The sequence below is a fragment of the Novosphingobium sp. 63-713 genome (genome assembly GCF_001898925.1).
Lineage (GTDB): Bacteria > Pseudomonadota > Alphaproteobacteria > Sphingomonadales > Sphingomonadaceae > Novosphingobium.
This window is the reverse complement of record NZ_MKVS01000046.1, coordinates 1-18,979: the sequence shown is the minus strand read 5'-3', so window position 1 is coordinate 18,979 and position 18,979 is coordinate 1. Positions and strand designations below refer to the sequence as shown.

14 protein-coding genes are annotated in these 18,979 nt (G+C 64.0%); 6 read left to right on the top strand and 8 right to left on the bottom strand.

Annotated features, from left to right (window positions below):
- Position 1: 1 nt before the first annotated feature.
- Genes BGP00_RS17440 through BGP00_RS17415 form a run of 6 tightly spaced genes read left to right on the top strand, consistent with a single transcriptional unit; the run spans position 2 to position 8,580 of the window.
- Positions 2 to 1,318 carry an MFS transporter gene (locus tag BGP00_RS17440; RefSeq protein WP_292691611.1) on the top strand — a complete coding sequence of 439 codons (1,317 nt, stop codon included), beginning with the start codon at positions 2 to 4 and terminating at the stop codon, positions 1,316 to 1,318.
- 36 nt (positions 1,319 to 1,354) lie between these two features.
- Entirely contained in the window at positions 1,355 to 2,893 is a 1,539-nt protein-coding gene (locus tag BGP00_RS17435) for an AMP-binding protein (RefSeq protein ID WP_292691612.1), read from the top strand.
- Between the two features lie 5 nt (positions 2,894 to 2,898).
- The gene (locus BGP00_RS17430; protein ID WP_292691614.1) at positions 2,899 to 4,956 is read left to right on the top strand and encodes a PQQ-dependent dehydrogenase, methanol/ethanol family; all 2,058 of its coding nucleotides are present in this window, start codon (positions 2,899 to 2,901) and stop codon (positions 4,954 to 4,956) included.
- The gene (locus BGP00_RS17425) at positions 4,943 to 7,015 is read left to right on the top strand and encodes a 3-hydroxyacyl-CoA dehydrogenase NAD-binding domain-containing protein (RefSeq protein WP_292691615.1); all 2,073 of its coding nucleotides are present in this window, start codon (positions 4,943 to 4,945) and stop codon (positions 7,013 to 7,015) included. Before BGP00_RS17430 ends, BGP00_RS17425 begins: the two co-directional genes overlap by 14 nt.
- Positions 7,012 to 8,163 carry a thiolase family protein gene (locus BGP00_RS17420; RefSeq protein WP_292691617.1) on the top strand — a complete coding sequence of 384 codons (1,152 nt, stop codon included), beginning with the start codon at positions 7,012 to 7,014 and terminating at the stop codon, positions 8,161 to 8,163. The genes BGP00_RS17425 and BGP00_RS17420 overlap by 4 nt, the downstream gene beginning before the upstream one ends.
- A gap of 3 nt (positions 8,164 to 8,166) precedes the next feature.
- On the top strand, positions 8,167 to 8,580 hold the full coding sequence (locus BGP00_RS17415) for an OB-fold domain-containing protein (RefSeq protein WP_292691619.1): 414 nt from the start codon (positions 8,167 to 8,169) through the stop codon (positions 8,578 to 8,580).
- Here BGP00_RS17415 and BGP00_RS17410 read toward each other — a convergent pair.
- From BGP00_RS17410 to BGP00_RS17375, 8 genes are all read right to left on the bottom strand, one after another.
- On the bottom strand, positions 8,577 to 10,043 hold the full coding sequence (locus BGP00_RS17410) for a carboxylesterase family protein (RefSeq protein ID WP_292691620.1): 1,467 nt from the start codon (positions 10,041 to 10,043) through the stop codon (positions 8,577 to 8,579). The two genes, BGP00_RS17415 and BGP00_RS17410, sit on opposite strands and share 4 nt — an antisense overlap.
- Before the next feature lie 2 nt (positions 10,044 to 10,045).
- Positions 10,046 to 10,687, bottom strand: a complete 642-nt coding sequence (locus BGP00_RS17405) for a nuclear transport factor 2 family protein (protein WP_292691622.1) — start codon at positions 10,685 to 10,687, stop codon at positions 10,046 to 10,048.
- Positions 10,688 to 10,699: 12 nt separating this feature from the next.
- Positions 10,700 to 11,704, bottom strand: a complete 1,005-nt coding sequence (locus BGP00_RS17400) for an LLM class flavin-dependent oxidoreductase (protein WP_292691624.1) — start codon at positions 11,702 to 11,704, stop codon at positions 10,700 to 10,702.
- Between the two features lie 27 nt (positions 11,705 to 11,731).
- Positions 11,732 to 14,131, bottom strand: a complete 2,400-nt coding sequence (locus tag BGP00_RS17395; protein ID WP_292691626.1) for a CoA transferase — start codon at positions 14,129 to 14,131, stop codon at positions 11,732 to 11,734.
- Between the two features lie 161 nt (positions 14,132 to 14,292).
- Complete coding sequence (locus BGP00_RS17390; protein ID WP_292691628.1) at positions 14,293 to 14,934, bottom strand: flavin reductase family protein; 642 nt, start codon at positions 14,932 to 14,934, stop codon at positions 14,293 to 14,295.
- Between the two features lie 4 nt (positions 14,935 to 14,938).
- The gene (locus BGP00_RS17385) at positions 14,939 to 15,742 is read right to left on the bottom strand and encodes an enoyl-CoA hydratase/isomerase family protein (protein ID WP_292691630.1); all 804 of its coding nucleotides are present in this window, start codon (positions 15,740 to 15,742) and stop codon (positions 14,939 to 14,941) included.
- 118 nt (positions 15,743 to 15,860) lie between these two features.
- Entirely contained in the window at positions 15,861 to 16,583 is a 723-nt protein-coding gene (locus BGP00_RS17380; RefSeq protein ID WP_246870386.1) for a TetR/AcrR family transcriptional regulator, read from the bottom strand.
- A 97-nt stretch (positions 16,584 to 16,680) separates the two neighbouring features.
- On the bottom strand, positions 16,681 to 18,750 hold the full coding sequence (locus BGP00_RS17375) for a PQQ-dependent dehydrogenase, methanol/ethanol family (protein ID WP_292691633.1): 2,070 nt from the start codon (positions 18,748 to 18,750) through the stop codon (positions 16,681 to 16,683).
- Positions 18,751 to 18,979 lie beyond the last annotated feature (229 nt).

Genomic DNA, 18,979 nt, shown 5'->3' with positions numbered 1-18,979 from the left:
GATGGAAAACCAACCTCAAAACCTGAGCCGCAGCTGGTGGATGGTCGCGGTGCTGTTCCTGCTCTATGTGCAAAGCTGGGTGGACCGGCTGATCCTCTCCATGCTGGTCAGCCCGATCAAAAAGCACCTGCTGCTCACCGATGTTCAGGTCAGCATGGTGACATCGACCTCCTTTGCGATTTTCTATGCGGTGTTTGGCCTGCCCTTGGGCTGGGCCTCGGACCGTTATTCGCGGCGGTGGATCATTTGCGGCGGGGTGATGGTCTGGGCCTGCGCCACCATCGCCTGCGGCTATGCGCAAAGTTACGAGGGCCTGCTGGCCGCGCGCATTCTGGTGGGCGCGGGCGAGGCGGCTTTGCTGCCCGCCGCCTATTCGCTGATTGCGGACGCTTTCCCGCCCCATCTGCTGACGCGGGCCACCTCCACCTTTCAGATGGCGGGCAAGGTCGGCTCGGCCACGGCCTTTGGCCTTGGCGGCATCGCGATTGCATGGGCCACCGCGCATAAGGGCATGACCCTGCCCTTTCACGCGGCCAGCCAGCCGTGGCAATTGGTGATGATGATGGTGGGCCTGCCCGGACTCTTGCTGGGCCTGCTGGTCTTCACCTTTCCCGATCCGCCGCGCCGCCGTCTGGCCGGGGAAAACGACCAGGCCAATGCCCGCGCCGTCACCATGGACTTCGTGCGCGGCAACTGGCGTCTGCTGGGGCTGATGCTGATCGGCACCTCGGCGCTGGCGATCTGCGGCTATTCGATGACCAATTGGGTGCCCACCTATATCGAGCGCCATTTCGGGTGGAAGCCGGTGCAATATGGCCCCGCCCTCTCGATCATGAACATCATCTCGGCGGTCAGCCTCGTGCTGAACGGCTGGATCGTGGACAAATTGTTCGCACGCGGCATGAAGGATGCGCATCTGCGCTTCTATGGCTGGCTGATCCTGGGTCTGTTTCCGGTGATCGCCTATATGTTTTTTGCCGCCAATGTCTGGGTGTTCCTCGCCTGCTACTGCGTGGCGCAATTCATCACCGTGCCTTTCATGGTCTATGTCTCCTCGGTGATGGCGATGATCGCCCCGGCGCAGGTGCGCGCACGGCTGCTGGCTTTCTTTCTCTTTGTTTTCACCCTGCTCGGGCTGGGCGCAGGTCCGGCGATTGTCGCCGCGCTCACGCAATATGTGTTCCACTCCGAAGCAGCCCTTGGTTCCTCGCTGGCGGTGGTCGTGATTGGCGGCACGGTGCTGGCATGGGCCGCTTTCCGACGGGCGCTGCGCTATCTCGCGGGTGCCATTGCCGCGCGTGAGGGGCCCCATGGCTGACGCGCGCGCCACTCATCTTTTCCGAAAGGACGCTCCATGTCGCTGACCCTTGCCGCCATTGCGGCGGACAAACGCGAGGCACTCGCGCTGGCCGATGAACGCGTAGCCTATAGCTGGAATGCGCTTGATCCGGTTTTGAACCATGCGGCCAATGCGCTGGGCGCGCTGCCGTTTGCAGGCGAACGCCGCGTGGCGGTCTTTGCCCAGAACGCCGCCGAAGTGGTGATCGCCTATGTCGCCTGTATCGAGGCGGGCATTTCCAGCGTCCCCACCAGCTTTCACCTGACCGCATCAGAGGCGGCCTATATTTTCAAGGATTCCGGCGCGATTGCCGTGCTGGTCGGCCCCGAAACGGTGGAGGCGGGGATGGCGGCGGCCGCCGAGGCCGGGATCGACACGGTGATCGGATGGCGCTGCGCCCCGCGCCCCGGTTTGATCGCATGGGTGGACTGGATCGCCGCCGCCCCCGGCACCGAGCCGGACGCCAGCCGCGCGCCCCTGCCCCACCTGCATTACACATCGGGCACCACGGGCCGCCCCAAGGCCACCGAGACACCGCCGCAATACTTCCCCCGTATGCCCACCATTCAAGCGCTGGCCGAAACTTTGCGCGCGCGCGTCACGCTCTCGCCGGGACTGGTGGTGGGGCCGCTTTATCACACCGGGCCTCTGGGCATGGCGCGCAATGTCTTTGCCGGGGGCAGTGTGATCGTCATGGGCCATTTCGACGCCGAGCGCGCCTTGGCCCTGATCGAACAGCACCGCATCGCCGGATCGGTGATGGTGCCCACCCATTTCCAGCGGATGCTGGCCCTGCCCGCAGAGGTCCGCGCGCGCTATGATGTGTCGAGCATGAAGCGTCTGGCCCACACGGGTGCTGCCTGTCCGCGCGATGTGAAGAAGGCGATGATCGACTGGTTCGGCCCCGTGCTGGTCGAGGCCTATGGCGGGACAGAGGCGGGATCGACCACCTTCATCACCTCGCCCGAATGGCTGGCGCGCCCCGGATCGGTGGGCCGTGCGCTGGCTCCGTTTGAAACGGTGATCGTAGGCGATGATGGCGCGCCTCTCCCCCCGCATCAGGTCGGGCAGGTCTATTTCCGCGACACATCGGGCCATGGCATCATCTATCGCGGCGACCCGGAAAAGACCGCCGCCGCCCATATCGCGCCGGGCGTCTTTACACTGGGCGAGATGGGCTATGTCGATGAGGAAGGCTATCTTTTCATCACCGACCGGGTGTCCGACATGATCGTCTCGGGCGGCGTCAACATCTACCCCGCCGAGGCCGAGCATGTCCTCCTTACCCACCCCAAGGTGGGCGATGTTGCGGTCGTCGCGGCCCCCAATGCGGAAATGGGCGAGGAGGCGCGCGCGCTGGTCATCCCCGCCGATCCCGCCGATCCGCCGACGGCCGAGGAACTCAACACCTTCTGCCGCGCCTCCTTGGCCGGATACAAATGCCCGCGAGGATACGAGATGGTCGATGACATCGGCCGCACCGCCATGGGCAAGGTCAACAAGAAAGCCCTGCGCGCCCGCTTCTGGCCCACAGACCGCACCATCGGAGGCTGATCCCCATGCGTCGTTTCGCCGCTCTTGCGCCGCTCGCCCTGCTGGCCGCCGCGCCCCCTGCGCCCGATGTGAACTGGGCATCTTATGGCGGGCCGGATGAAAACCACTACAGCCCGCTGGCCCAGATCAATGCGGGCAATGTCAAACAGCTTGGCCTGGCATGGTACAAGGACATCAATGACGGGGGCAGCGCGCTGTCGGCCCCCATCGCCGTCGATGGCGTGGTCTATTACGCCTCGGGCCTCAGCCATATCCGCGCGGTGGATGCCGCAACCGGGCGCGAATTGTGGCATTACGATGCGCAGACGTGGAAAGTGGCCGGCCACAAGATGCGCGGGGCATGGGGCATTCGCGGGTTGGCCTATGATAAGGGCCAGATCTTCTTCGGCACGATGGATGGCCGCCTGATCGCGCTGAACGCCAAGACCGGGCGTCCGGCATGGCAGAGCATGACCATCCAGCCCGACGATGAACGCTATATCTCCGGCCCGCCATGGGTGTTCCGGGGCAAGGTCATCATCGGCCATGGTGGGGCCGATTTCGCCCCCATCCGCGGCTATGTGACGGCCTATGATCAGAAAACCGGCAAACAGCTCTGGCGTTTCCATACCGTCCCCGGCGATCCGGCGAAGGGCTTTGAAAACAAGGCCATGGAAATGGCGGCCAAGACGTGGAACGGCGAATGGTGGCGCTATGGCGGCGGCGGCACGGTGTGGAACGCGATGGCCTATGATCCGCGTTTCAACCGGATCTATATCGGCATCGGCAATGGTTCCCCATGGAACCGCAAGATCCGCTCGCCCGGCGGGGGCGACAATCTGTTCCTGTGCTCCATCGTCGCGCTGGACGCTGATACGGGCGAATATGTCTGGCACTATCAGACCAATCCGGGCGAGACGTGGGATTTCAATTCCGCGATGGACATCGAACTCACCGACATGGTGGTGAACGGGCAGAAGCGCCCGGTGCTGATGCACGCGCCCAAGAACGGCTTTGTCTATGTGATCGACCGGGAAAGCGGCAAGCTGATCTCGGCCAAGAATATCGTGCCCGTCAATTGGGCCAAGGGCATCGACATCGCCACCGGCCGCCCCATCGAAAACCCCGAGGCGCGCTATCCCGATGGACGGCCTGCTGTGGTCTATCCCTCCCCCTTTGGCGCGCATAATATCGAGGCGATGAGCTATAACCCGGCGACCGGGCTGCTCTATATCCCGACGATGGATCAGGGGCGGGTTTACGTCGATCCTGAAAGCGGGCTGGCGGGCTGGCGGCATCTCGATGGACAGCGCCTGTCCACCGGCACGGGCGCGCCGCCGCCCGGCGTGGCGCCTGATCGCGCGGCCACCAGCTTCCTGCTGGCATGGAACCCGGCAACGCAGAGCGAGGCCTGGCGCATCCCCATGCCCGGCATTCGCGGCGGGGGCGGCACGGCCAGCACGGCGGGCGGATTGCTGTTTGCGGGCAATGCGGGGGGTACCTTCGATGCCTATGCCGCAGCGACGGGCCGCAAATTATGGTCCTTCAACGCGCAAACGGCGGTGATGGCCCAGCCGATCACCTATCGCGCCCATGGTCGCCAATATGTCAGCGTGATCGCAGGCGCGCGTTTTGCCAGCGCCACCGGCCTGCCCCGCGAATGGAATTACCGGACGCAGCAATGGCGGCTGCTGACCTTTGCGCTGGGCGGCAAGGCACGCCTGCCCCGCGCGGCGCAGGTGGAAACGCCGGTGCTGGACGATCCGGGTTTTGCGCCCGTGGCGGCGCGCGTTGCGGCGGGCAATGGTGCCTTTGCCCAGCGCTGCTCGATCTGTCACGGCGCAGCCACGGTTTCGGGCGGCACAGCCCCCGATCTGGCCCAATCACCGATTGCCATGGACTTGGCATCCTTCCGCGCGGTGCTGCATGACGGGCTGCTGCGCGAACGGGGCATGCCGCAATTTGAAGAATTGAGCGATGGCGAGATCGAGGATCTGCGCCACTACATCCGTCAACGCGCCCGCGAGCGACTTTCCGCCAAGCCGGGCCAGCAAGTGAACAGAGGTTTGCATGAAGGTCAATGATGTCACGACTTTGACGGTCGAAGGGCGGATTGGGGTCATCACGGTCAACTCGCCGCCGGTCAATGCGCTGTCCAATGCGGTGCGTCAGGGCGTGGCCCATGCGTTTGAGGCCGCGATTGCCGATGATGCCGTGGGCGCGGTGCTGGTGATCTGCGAAGGGCGCACCTTCTTTGCCGGGGCCGACATTTCCGAATTCGGCAAACCGCAGTGGGAACCCTCGCTGCGCGATCTGCAAAAGCTGCTGGAGAACAGCCCCAAGCCGGTAATCGCCGCGATCCATGGCACGGCGCTGGGCGGCGGGCTGGAACTGGCGCTGGTGGCGCATTACCGGATCGCGGTGCCCTCGGCCAAATGCGGGCTGCCGGAGGTTAAGCTGGGCCTGCTGCCGGGTGCCGGCGGTACACAGCGCCTGCCGCGCGTGGTGGGCGTGGCCAAGGCGCTGGAGATGGTGACGAACGGCGAGCCGGTTTCGGCCAAGGCCGCGTTGGCGATGGGGCTGGTTGATGAGCTGGCCAGCGAAGGCAATCTGCGCGCCGATGCGCTGGCCTTTGCCACCCGCGTGCTGGATGAAAATCGCCCCTTGGTGAAGGTGCGCGACAAGGCGGACAAGCTGGAGGAGGCCCGTGCCAATCCGGCGATCTTTGACGATTTCCGCCGCGCCAATGCCAAGAAGTTCCGCGGTTTTCTGGCGCCCGAGTATAACATTCGCTGCATCGAGGCAACCCTGTCGGACCTGCCCTTTGACGAGGCGCTGAAATACGAACGCTCGCTGTTTGACCAGTTGATGGCCGACAGCCAGTCCGCCGCCCAGCGCCACGTTTTCTTTGCCGAGCGTCAGGCCGCCAAGGTCGATGTGCCCGCCGATACGGCGATCCTGCCGGTGGCCCGCGTGGGCGTGATCGGGGCGGGCACGATGGGCGGCGGCATTGCGATGAATTTCGCTAATGTCGGCATCCCCGTCACTTTGGTCGAAACCACGCAGGAGGCGCTGGACCGGGGCCTGGGCATCATCCGCAAGAATTACGAGACCACCGCCGCCAAGGGCAAGATGAAGGCGGAGGATGTCGAGACGCGCATGGGCCTGATCCACGGCACTCTGGCGCTGGAGGATCTCGCGGAGGTCGATCTGGTGATCGAGGCGGTGTTTGAACAGCTTGATGTGAAGCAGGAGATTTTCCGCCGACTGGACGCGATTGCCAAGCCGGGCGCGATGCTGGCCACCAACACGTCCTATCTGGATATTGACGACATTGCCGCTGTCACCAAGCGGCCCGAATATGTGCTGGGCCTGCATTTCTTCTCGCCCGCCAATGTCATGAAATTGCTGGAGGTGGTGCGCACCAAGGATACGCTGCCCGCTGTCTATGCGACAGCCATGAAGCTGGCCAAGACCATCGGCAAGATCGGCGTGCTTTGCGGCAATGGCTTCGGCTTTGTCGGCAATCGCATTCTGGCCGCGCGCAATGCGCAGGCCGATGCGCTGGCGCTGGAGGGCGCGACGCCTTGGGCCATCGACAAGGTGCTGTATGATTTCGGCTTTGCCATGGGCCATTTCCAGATGCGCGATCTGGTCGGGCTCGACGTGGGTTGGAACCGGGCGACGACCGCCTCGGCCAATGTGCGCGAGATCCTGAACGAAATGGGCCGCCATGGGCAGAAAACGCGCGGCGGCTATTACGATTATGACGAAAAGCGCAATGCCACGCCTTCGCCCATCGCCATGAAGGTGATCGAGGGCTTTGCGGCCAAGCAGGGCATCACAAGGCGCGAGATTTCCGAAGAGGAAATCCACGACCGTATCCTGTTCGCCATGGTCAATGAAGGCGCCAGGATCCTGGACGAAGGCATCGCCGCGCGAGCCAGCGACATCGATATCGTGTGGATCACCGGCTATGGCTGGCCCAAATATCGTGGCGGGCCGATGTTCTGGGCCGATCTGCAAGGGCTGCCGGTGGTGCTGGAAAAGCTGCGCGCGCTGGAGGCCGCGCATGGGGCAGGCTTTGCCCCCTCGCCCTTGATCGAACGGCTGGTGGCCGCAGGAAAGGGGTTCAACGCATGATGAAACCCGGCAAAATCGCCATCACCGGCGTTGGCGAAACCCCGTTCCTGCGCAAGGGCGAGGAACATGTCATGCAGATGATGACCCGCGCCAGCCTTGCCGCCATCGCGGACGCAGGGCTGAAGCCCACCGACATCGACGGCTATATCATCAACAAATATGCGGGCCATCCTTCCGAGGAAATCGCCCATGCCATCGGCGCAGGGCAAAAGCGCTTCTCGGCCGTTGCCGACAGCGCGGGCGGCACGGCGACCACGGGCGATGCGCTGCGCCTAGCCCAATTGGCCATCGAGGCGGGCCTGTGCAAGCATGTGCTGGTGCCCTACGCCATCCGTTCGACCAAGCCGGGGGGCGTTTACGCTTTCCACGCGCGCGAACCGCAAAAGGCGGGGCTGGAAATGCCCGCCGGTTTCTTTGGCCAGCCGACCTATTTCGCCAGCATGGCCAACCGCTATGCCCACGAATATGGCATGACCGAGGAAGAACAGGCCGCCCTGCCCATGACCTATCGCGCATGGGCGGCGATCACCCCTTCGGCCCAGCGGCGCGACCCGATGGACCTTGCCGCCTATCGCGCCAGCCCGATGATCTCGACGCCCCTGCGCGTGGCCGATTGCTGCCTGACCACCGATGGCGGCGGGGCCTATGTGGTGTCCTCTGTGGACTATGCCCGCCACCTGCCCCACCCCGTTGTGGCGGTGCAGGGGCTGGGGCTGGGCTATAACAATTATCCCCATGGCGTGCTCTTCAGCCAGAAGCCCTGCACGTTTGAATTTCCGGTGCGGGAATCGGCGGCCATGGCCTATGCGATGGCGGGGATCAGCCCTGCCGATCTCGATCTGGCGCAGGTCTATGATGGCTTCACCATCTCCGCTCTGGTCCAGACCGAGATGCTGGGCCTGTGCGATGTGGGCGAGGCGCCGCGTTTCTATGCCGCGGGCCATGCCATGCCCGGGGGCAAGATGCCGATCAACACCAGCGGCGGGCATATGTCGGGCGGCTATGTGCCGGGCATCAACCTGCTGATCGAGGCGGTGCGGCAATTGCGCGGGGGCGAAGGCGCGCGGCAGGTGCCGGACGCGCGGCTCTGCGCGATTGCGGGCCTTGGCGGCAACAACCATTCCACCACCATTCTAGCAAGGATGTAAGACATGGGTATTCCAAACTATCCCGTCCATCTGGAAGATCCCTTGTTTCAGGGCTTTTACGATGGGCTGGACGCGGGCGAATTGCGCGTGACGGTGGACGCGGAAACCGGCGAGTTCCAATGGTATCCGCCAGAGGTCGTGCCGGGGCGGCCCGATGCGCGGCTGGAATGGCGGGCGGTTTCGCCGCTGGGCCATGCCTACACGTTCACCACCGTAGTGCGCAGCCTGCTGCCCGGCGATCACAATGATGAGGTGCCCTATACCGTCATCCTGTTCGAGCCGGACGATGCGCCGGGCGTGCGGATCGCGGGCGTGCTGGTCGATGATGATGGCGTGGCGCCAGCCTGCGGGATGCGGTTGAAATTCCGCCCGGTCGAGGTGGGCGACCACAAGATCGCCGGTTTCGCTCCGGCCTAGGGCGCTGTGCTGGAGCCGCTCTCACGCATCCAGCGGCTCCACCAGTAATCCAGCCTTTCGCGCTGAAAGTCAGGCTCGATCCGCGAGGCGGCGTTGAAAACCATCGGCGCGGGATGGCCGGGGCGGATCGCGGGCCACGAAGCGCCGGGATTGCCGGTGGCGATGAAATTGTACCAGTAATCCTGCATCGCCTGAGCCAGTCTGGCTTCCTCGGGATCAAGGGCGGTTTTCAGGCCGAAAAGATAGGGCATATCCGCGCAATGCGGTGCGCCGGGGCTGGTGGCGCGCTCGGCCTGCGGCACGAAGGCGAAGTGATAGGACCATGTCGGGGCGGTGCGCGCGGCCAGTCCGGCCATGCCCTGCGAGGCGCTGGTGAAAATGAAGTCGGTCTGGACCCGGCGCAGCAATTCGGCATCGCTCAAAGGTCCATTGCGTTCGTACATCGGGCGCAGCGCGGCTACATCAATCCCGAAACGTTCACGCAAGACCTTCGCGTCAAAGCCCATCAGGCCGAACACGCTGGCCTCATTGCTGGTCGACCCCACGATCAGCGGCACAGGCGCCTGACGCCCCGCCGCAAAGATCCGCGAGACGCCCATCGGCACCAGCCGCCCATCCTCCATCGCACCATAATCGGGCGGGCCGGGATCGGCGGCCAACACCTGCGCCGGGGAAAGCGCGCGCAATTGCGCCAGCGTCTTGGCCCCTGCCCTTTGCGCGAAGGCCAATCCCTGCGCCTCGGCCAGAGCCATGGGCCGACTGGCGTTGAAAAAGCCCCCGCCCGAATGGACCGAGGCGCGTGCGAACAAGCCCCTTGCCACAGGCGCCGCCATCAACGCATTGACCAACGACCCGCCCGCCGAGCAACCCAGCACCGTCACCCGCGCCGGATCGCCGCCAAAGCGGGCGATATTATCCCGCACCCAGCGCAGCGCCGCGATCTGATCGGAAAGCCAGAAATTGCCAGTGGCGCGGCCGTTTTCCGCACGCAAAGCCGCATGGGCAAAGAAGCCCATGCGGCCCACCCGGTAATTGGGCGAAACCAGCACCACCCCGCGCCGCACGATGGGCGAAAGGTCATGATCGGCAATATAGCGCCCCGAACCAAAGGCAAAGGCCCCACCATGGATCGACACCAGCACCGGCAGGCCCTTTGCACGGCGGTCCGGCGTGACGACATTGAGCGTCAGGCAATCTTCGCTTTGAGGCAAAGCCTCGCCCCGCGTGGGCTGGATGCAGGCCGCGCCAAAGGAACGCGCATCGCGGATGCCGCGCCATGGCCGCGCAGGCCGCGCCTCACGCCAGCGCAAAGACCCGACCGGGGGCGCGGCAAAGGGAATGCCCCGAAACGCCGCGCCCTGTTCAATGGCCTGCCCACGCACCGCGCCATGGTCGGTCCGCACCACCGGATCGCCATTGCCCAAAATCAGCGGCGCCGCGGCGATCAGGGGCCAGAAACGCATGGTCAGCGCGCCCGGAACTCGGCCAGCATCTTGTAATAATCGTCGCTGGGCGCCTTCTCGCTATGTTGTCCGGCGGGCCAAGAGGATTGCAGCGTTTCGGACGGGAAGGCGGGCGAAGTGTAATCCGACAGGCCCCGGCGGCGGATGATCTTCCACTCGCCATGGCGCCGCTCCAGATCGTCCAAGTAGCGGCCTTGGAAGAACACGTCCTCCTCGCCGGTGCCGTCCTTGCGGTCGCGGCGATGCTGGGCGAAGTAGTAGCATTCGGAGAAAGCCCGGTCGCCCTTCACCTCGACGCTGATATTGCTGATGTGGTGGCAGGCATATTTGAGGGCCGAGACGATCTTGAAGGCAAAGCCGACGAAATCGCTCGATTTGCCTTCGAAACGCCCATGCTTATGCGTCGATTCGGGCCAGAACAGGCTGCGCAGCAGCGCCTCGTCCGCGCGGTCATTGGCGCGGGCATAGGCGTTGAGCAGCGAGGCAATCGCCTCTTTCGATTCAAGCACGTCGAGGCGTTCGGCAAGGCTCAATTTGGCTGCGGGTTTCGCACCGGGCGCGGCCATGGCATTGCCCGCCGCCGCCATCGCAAAGGGCGTGCCCAGCAAAGTGCCGAGCATCCGCCGCCGGTTCTGTTCTTCCATCGCCGCCTCCCCTTAATCGCACATTTCGAGCAAGCCGGGCACCGCCTTCAACCGGGGCAGCACCGCGCTTTCAAACAGGCGCAGGCTGCGCCACGAAACCTCGGGATCGAGCCCGCCCAGCAGCGCATGGAACGTCACCGCCGTGCCGCGACCAAGCCCGACCAGATAGTCGAAGCACTCATCGGGCGTGACCACTTTGATGTTGGGCATGGCTTTGAGGCCCTCGACCGTCTGGGCCGGACTGTAACGGGTCTGGCCTTCGCCGCGCTCCTTGGCCCATTCGGCATAGGCATTGGTGGCATAGGCGACATGGGGCGCAACAATCGGCCAGTCGCGCTCGGGGTCTTCGCTCACATAGAGGAAGCTGGCGGCGGGCTGGCGATATTCCTCGGGCGCGGGGAAACCGGCCTTGGCGCGCTCTTCCTTGTACAGAACGAACAGGTCCGGGTGGCCGGGAAAATATTGATAGCCCGCCTTGGCCGCGCGGATGGCGGATTTGTCGGTCGACCCGCCCATATAGATCTTGGGACCGCCCGGCGTGGCGGGCGTGGGCGTGACGCGCACGGTGCGGTCGCGAAAGGTGAAAGGCTCACCCGTCCATGCCGCCTTCAGCGTCGCCATCGCCTCGTTCATGATGGCAAGGCGCTTGGTGATATCCTTGCCGAACATCTCGAATTCATGCGGGCGATAGCCCATGCCCGCCGTCAGCCAGACCCGCCCCGGCCCGATATTGTCCAGCACCGCCAGATCCTCGGCCAGACGCAGTGGATCATGCATCGTCACCACCAACGCCGAAAGATGGGTGGCGATGTTCTTCGTCGCGCCCAGGATCGAGGCCGCCTGCACCATGGACGAGGGGCAATAGCCGCCTTCGGCTCCGTGATGTTCGGCCAGAAACACCTGCGTGAAGCCAAGCCCATCGGCCCAGACCGCCTGTTCGATGGCGGCGCGATAGAGCGCAGGATGCGAAGCGCCGAATTCCGGCCGGTTCATGTCATAGCGTAGGTTGAGCTGCACGGCTCTTCTCTCCTGTTGATTTTGTTCTTACGCGGCGGACACGCGCGGTCCGCCAATCCGGCCCGTGATGCGCTCGGCCTGCATCGCCTTGCCGCCGGCGATCAAGGCGTCGATTTCCGCCTCGGAATAGCCTACCTCGCCCAGAATCTGGCGCGTATGATGGCCAAGGCGCGGCGCGGTGCCCACGGCAAAACCGGGCGTTTCGCTCAAATGGATGAAGCTGCCGAAGGTGCGGACATGGCCATACATCGAGTCCAGATCCTCGACCACGCGGTTGCTCGCCTGCGCCCAATCCTCCATCAGCGCCTCGCGTACCCAGCTTGTTTCGCGCACGATTTCGCAGGGCGCGCCCGCCGCATCCAGCACGGCATAGGCATCAGCGCCGGACCGCGCGGCAAAGAACGGAGTGAGCAGCGCCTGCAGCGCGCCATCATGAGCGCTGCGCGCGCGCGGGTTCGCAAAACGCGGATCATCCACCAGTTCCGGCATCCCCACCGCAAAGGCCAGCGCAGCAAAGCGCTCATCCTGACGGCAGGAAATGCACAGCCAGCCATCCGTCGTGCGATAGATCCGGTCGAGCGCGTTGAAGCCCGCCTGATCCTTGTCCAGCCGGAAGCCATAGACCACCTGCTTGTCGGCATTGAGGAAATGTTCCGAGGTCGTCCACAGGCTGGAATGCAATTGCGGGCATTCCATATAATCGCCCACGCCTGATACCGCCCGCCGCTCCAGCGCCATCAGGATACCGGCGGCGGCAAGGAAACCGTTGTTGTAATCCTCATTGCCGAAGACCGAGCGGGTCGGCGGATTGCCCTCGCCCCCACCTTCGCGCAGCAGGCCGGTCCAGCCCGACACCAGCGGCGCGAAGCTTTTCAGCAGCGATTTGGGCCCGCGCGAGCCATAGCCGGGCATATAGGCATAGATCAGGCGCGGATTGATACTGAGCAGTTTTTCAAAGCCAATGCCCAACTTGTCCGCCTTGCCGGGGCGCAGATTGTGCGTGACGACATCGGCGGTGGCGACCAATTTATATGCCGCCTCCAAAGCCTCGGGCGTTTTCAGGTCGAGCACCATCGCCCGCTTGCCGCGCTGGGCCGCGTCGAAACAGTCGGGCAAGGGACGCATCTGATCGCCGCCCGGCGTTTCCACCTTGATGACATCGGCGCCCAGATCCGAGAGCAGCCGCCCGCCAAAACCAACGGCAAAGAAGGAGGAGAAATCGACCACGCGGATGCCTTCGAGCGGGCGCTTGATCGCGCGCCCGCTGGCCGCGATTTTCGGCGCAGGCCGCGCAGTCAATGCCGCCAGATCGCCATTATCCGCGCCGATGGCGGGCGCGGGGGTCGGTGCGGCGCAAGGGGTGCCCTTAAAGATCACCGCCGGGGCCGATTGATAGATCGTGCCGAAATCCGGGTCGGGCAGGCTGATGCGTTGGCCCACGAATTCGACCTGATCGTCCAGCAGCACCTCGGCCGGATGCAGCACCGGCAGGGCGGCCACATCGGCGGCATGCAGCAGGCGGATCCATTCGTCGCGCGGTTTCAGCTTGAAGGCGTCAAACACCTCGACGCGGGCGATATGATATTCGTCATCGGTCAGAGGCACGCGCATTTCCGCCCCGCCAATGGTCTGCACCCGGTCGCCAAAGCCCAGCACATCCATCGCCGCCTTGAAACCGCCCGGCCCGCCGGTGTGGAATTGCAGAAATTGCCCATCGCCGCACTCAAACATGCCGGTGATGAGGCGCGTCTTGCCAAAGCGGTCCATCGCTCCGGCATCGCCCTTCTTGATATAGCTGATGCCATCTTCCTGCCACCAGTCATTCATCGGCGATTGGGCGATCATCGCGTCGAGCAGCGATGCCTCAACCCTTTGCCCATGGCCGATTTCGCGCCGCGCCCGCACCGCCGCCAGCGCGCCAATCGAGGCCAGAAACGCCTGACCATAATGCAGCGCGGGATGGCCGAGATAGACCGGGCCGGGGCGAAACGGGCTGGAGCGATCCACCATCGTGCCCAGCAGCGCGGCGGCCAGCGCCTCGCCATGGGGGCGTCCGGCAAAGGGCGTTTCGGCGCCGTAAGCCGTCATCGCCACCGAGACCAGCGCGGGAAAATCGCGCTTGAGGCTGGCCTCATCCAGCCCCAGCTTGACCGTCTCATCCTCCTCCATCGCATGGATCAGAATGTCCGCGCTCGCCAGCAGCCCGCGCAAAGTCTTGCGATCCGCCGCCAGTTCGATGTCCAGTTCCACGCTGCGCTTGGACCGGTCCCAGCTCTTGCGGGTCAGGTCATGGGCGAAGAAATTGCCGCCGCGCGGCTCGACCTTGACCACATCGGCGCCATGATCGCACAGCAGCATAGCGGCAATCGCGGCGGGCATCGACTGCGCCAGTTCGACAACAACAAGATGATCCAGTGGCCCTGGCATCGCAATCTCCTCTCGCGGTCTTGCGCCCCGCTTATTCTTTTGGGCGTGTTTTCAGGCTGACAAGGCTAGGGAATCATCGCCGCCGCCCGCTCTGTCCGTTGGCGTGCAGAGTGACACCACTTCGCGCGCCAACGCAAGCAATATTGCACTTGGGGTTCAATTTAATCTGTCGGGTTCAGCCGCGTGGGGTCAAAGGCCGGGCGGTCCATCTGAAACGCATCGCCATTGCGCACATACCAGCCGCTGCCATGGGTGCGCCCGATCAGCTTCATCGCGGGCGTGTCGAAATAGACCCTTGCGCGGTCGGTGATGAATTCATCGCGGATATGCGCCATCAACACTTCCCCGATCACCACGGTCTGCTGCGTGCCGATGTCGAGAGCAGCCACCTTGCGGCATTCAAAGCTGACCGGGCTGGTGGCGATGCGCGGCGGGGCGACGAGCACGCTGGGGGTGGTTTCGATCCCGGCGTAGTCAATTTCCGACACCTCGACCGGGGCATCGACCGAGCATTCGTTCATCTTCTGCGCGTCGGCCTCGCACACAAGGTTCACCACAAATTCGCCATTGGCGATGATGTTGGTGGCGGTGTGCTTCAAGGTCCGGCTGCGCGGTTCCTTCAGCAGGCCCAGCACCACCAGCGGCGGTTCCGTCCCCACCGCGTTAAAGAAGCTGTAGGGCGCGGCATTGACCACGCCATCGGGCGAAAGCGTGGTGATCCACGCGATGGGGCGCGGGGTGATCGTCGAATTGATGATCTTGTACCGCGTGACCATCGGCAGTTCGCGCATATCGAATTGCATCGGATCAGGCCTCCTTCTGGGCCTTGCGCGCGGCGGCGCGGGCCTTGAATGCTTCGCGGGCGCGGGGCACTTCCTCGCCCGCCTGACAGGTGTGGCAATAGATCAGTTCAAGCGCCTGCGTGGCCGCCAGATCGCCCGTTTCACCCATATGCAGCAGGCGCTTGGTCAATTCGACCGCATGGGGATTGCCCGCCCCAATCGCCGCGCCAAACTCCAGCGCCCCCGCCACCACCGCGCCCGCAGGCAGAACCCGGCTGACCAGCCCCAGATCGCGTGCCTCCTCCACCGCCAGCGTGCGGCCCGAAAATAGGATCTCGGCCGCCCGCGCCCGGCCCAGCCGCTGAGTCAAAAACCAAGCCGCGCCGCCATCGGGCACCAGCCCGTAATCAAGGAAAGGTGCGCCGAATTTGGCATTGTCGGCGGCAAACAGCATGTCGCAAGCCATGGCGATGCTCCAGGCAATGCCATAGGCCCCGCCCTCCACCGCCGCGATGGTGGGGATCGGCAAGGCGCGCAGGCGGTTGATGATCCGCTGCCCCATCTCCAGCCGCGCGGCCAGACGGATCGCGCCATCGCCGCGCGCGGGGCCGATCTTTACGTCACCGCCGCTGGAAAAATAGTCGCCCGCCCCGCACAGCACCAAGGCGCGCGCGGGCGTGCCATTCTCCAGCCCGTCGAGCGCGGCGGAAAATTGCTCCCACATGGCAAAGGACACGGTGTTGCGCGCATGAGGCCGGTTGAGCGTGAGCAGAACCACCCCGTCCTCACGCTTCTCGCACAGGATTTCAGGGGCTTGCGCCTCGCTCATGGCTCACATCTCCTTGCCTCTTGCGCGCCTCTGTCCGGGCGGCCTGTTCCCGGCACCTTATGACAGGTCGTGCCGGGGTGGCAAGGAATTTTGCATCATGGTGTATTTTTAACCGGAATTACTCCGCCGCCTCCGCCTTGGCCCGCTTGCGCATCGGCAATGCCTCGGATCCGCGCTCGGCAATATCCTTCAGCATCGCCTCGACCTCCTTGCGCGCCGCCCCGCGCACCGCGCCAAGGATCAGCGTCAGATAGGAGGTGATCAGCCGCACGATGATCGCATCATCGGGAATCCGCCCGCGCGCCCAATCGTTGATCATCGCATATTCCAGCCGCACCAGATCGTCGACCAGCGTATCGACCTCGACCCATGCCTGCAACTGCTTGCCCGCGGCCAGATTTTCGATCCACGCCCGGTTTTGCCGCGTGGCGATCGAATGCATGGCCAGCCAGATGTCCTCGTCCACCTCGGGGCTGAAATAGAGCGCCATGATCGCGCGGATGTAATTGGGGATGCGCCGGTTGCGCTGCACCACCGAGATCATGCGCTCCAGATTGTGCTGCAGCGTGCCCGAAGGCTGGGTAAAGGTGATGCGGCTGACGTATTCCTCGAAATATTCCTGAATGGCGGCCGCAATCATCCGCTCGCGCGTCTGAAACGCATTGTACAGCGTGCGCTTGGCCACGCCCGCGCGCCGCCCGATGTCGTTCATGTTGAGCGCGGTGATGCCCTGCTCGGCAATCACCTGCCGCGTTTCCTCCAGAATTCGCCGCCGCCGCTCAATGATCGCGGGGCTGGCATAGGTCTGGGGGCGCTCATTACCCTCATTCGTTGCGTTCATGTCACGATCACCTGTCATCTGGCTTTCATGCACATGAGATCAGAAACGGTCAACCATCGGCGGCCCATTGCCCCGGATGGGCCGCCGACAGAACCGTTCATTTTGCAGCCATCGTCTCTCGCGCACGCTGGCGGATATAGTGACGCAGGCCCTCGATCTCATCCGCGCTGAGGTTTCCGAAACCGGGCATGCCGCGCGCCATCAGCGCCCCGTCATGCACCACCGCGTTGAAAGCATTGGCATCCATCGGGATCGGCGCCTTGCGCAGATCGGGCGCCGCCCCGCCCGCCGCCATGCCCACGCCGTGACAGATCACGCAGGACGTGTTGTAGATGCCTGACCCCACCTTGGCCTTGGCCACATCCACCGTGAAAGCCGGATCATCCATAATCGGCGCATCCACCGGCGTAAATTTGGACAATTTGCGCGTGCCCCCCAGCGCAAAGGTCAGCACCCGGCGCTGTTGCTGGCGATAATCCCAGTTGGGCGTATTGGCATAGCTGGAGCGGAAACCGGTGATGATCGTGACATATTGCCGCCCGCCGATCGAATAGGAGATGGGCGCAGCCAGCATCCCGTTCTGCATCGGATAGGACCACAGATTGCGCCCATCCTGCGCCGAATAGGCGTTGAACGTGCCATCATTAAGCCCCTGAAACACCAGATTGCCGCCCGTGGCCATCGTGCCGCCATTGAACACGCCCGGCTGCGGGATCGACCACGCCGCGCGGTTCTTCGCCACATCCCACGCCACCAGTTTCGACACTGCCGCAGGCGCCGTCACGCCGGGCGGCGGCGCGCCCAATCCAGTGTTGACGAACATACCCGAACGATAGGTCCAGTCCTTCACATTGGGCGGATCGACCACCACGCGCCCGCCATCCATCACCGGAATATAGCTGAGGCCCGTCTTGGGGCTGTAAGACATGGCCTGAACGCCATGCGCGCCATTGGGGAAGGGGAAAATGACGAAGGCCTTGCCATCCTGATAGAGCGAATCCGGGTTGATCTCCGGCTTGCCCGTCACCGGGTCGATGCTTTTGGCCCAGTTCTGCTTGGCAAATTCGCCCGCCGAGATGAATTTGCCGGTTTCCCGGTCCAGCGCGTAGAAAAAGCCATTCTTGGGCGCATGGATCAACACATGGCGCAATTTGCCGTTGATGGTCACATCGGCGAGCTCAATGTCCATCGCATTGTTGAAATCATAGCTGTTTTCCGGGTTGGTCTGGTAATGCCAGACATATTCGCCGGTTTTCGCGTCAAGCGCCACGATGGAGCCGAGATACAGATTGTCGCCGCCGCCGGGGCTGCGGATCTTTTCATTCCACGGCCAGCCATTGCCGGTGCCGAGGTAAATGCGATCATATTTGGCGTCGTAGGCCATCGCGTGCCACACGGTGCCGCCGCCGCCGAATTTCCACCATTCGCCGGTCCAGGTCTTGGCGGCCATCTCCATGGCCTTGTTTTCAAAACCCTTGGCCGGGTCGCCCGGCACGGTGTAAAACCGCCAGCGCTTCTTGCCGGTCTTGATGTCATAGGCCGTGACATAGCCGCGCGTCGGGCTGTAATCGGCCCCGCCAAAGCCGGTGACCACCACATCGCCCGCCACCCATGGCGGCCCGGTGATATAACCGTTCTCCGCCTCGTCCAGCGTCTTGACCTGCCAGCGCAGCTTGCCCGTCTTGGCATCGACCGCCACCAGTCGCCCTTCACGCGTGGCGGTGAACACCATGCCATCCTTGTACGCAATGCCGCGCGTGCCCCAGCCTGCGCGCATCCGGGTCTTGGCCTCGGGCTGCCCGGCCACATCGGGATCATATTTCCAAAGCAACCGCCCCGTGCGCGCATCCAGCGCATGAATAACGCTCAGGCCCGCCGCAAAATAGACCACCCCGCCCACTTCAATCGGCTGGGTATAGCTGTCGAATGTGTCCACGTCATAAGACCAGGCAAGGCCCAGTTGCTTGACATTGCCCTGATTGATCTGGTCCAGCGGGCTGTAGTGCTGTTCGTCACTGTCGCCGCCGAAACTGTGCCAGTCGGTGCGAACTGCAGGGGCGGTTTTTCCAGCCCAGCCAACCCCTTGCAGCGTCGAGATCGCGCAGGCCGCGCCCAGCATCAACGCAGCTGAGCGCTTCAAACCCATCGGTCGCCCCGTCGGTTTCATGGCATTCTCTCCTGATATTTTCTGCACCATTGTGCATTTTTATCAGAAGGTCAATGGGGCGTTTCATCCCGGCGATGCAAATTTCATCAACCGCTGCGTAATCACCTCCTCCGCCTCGCTGACGATCCGCAGGATGAGCTGCTCGCAAGTTGGGATGTCGTGGATGATGCCCATGACGAGGCCGGCGGTGATGACGCCATGGGCGGTGTCGCCGGTGCTCAGGCCCTCG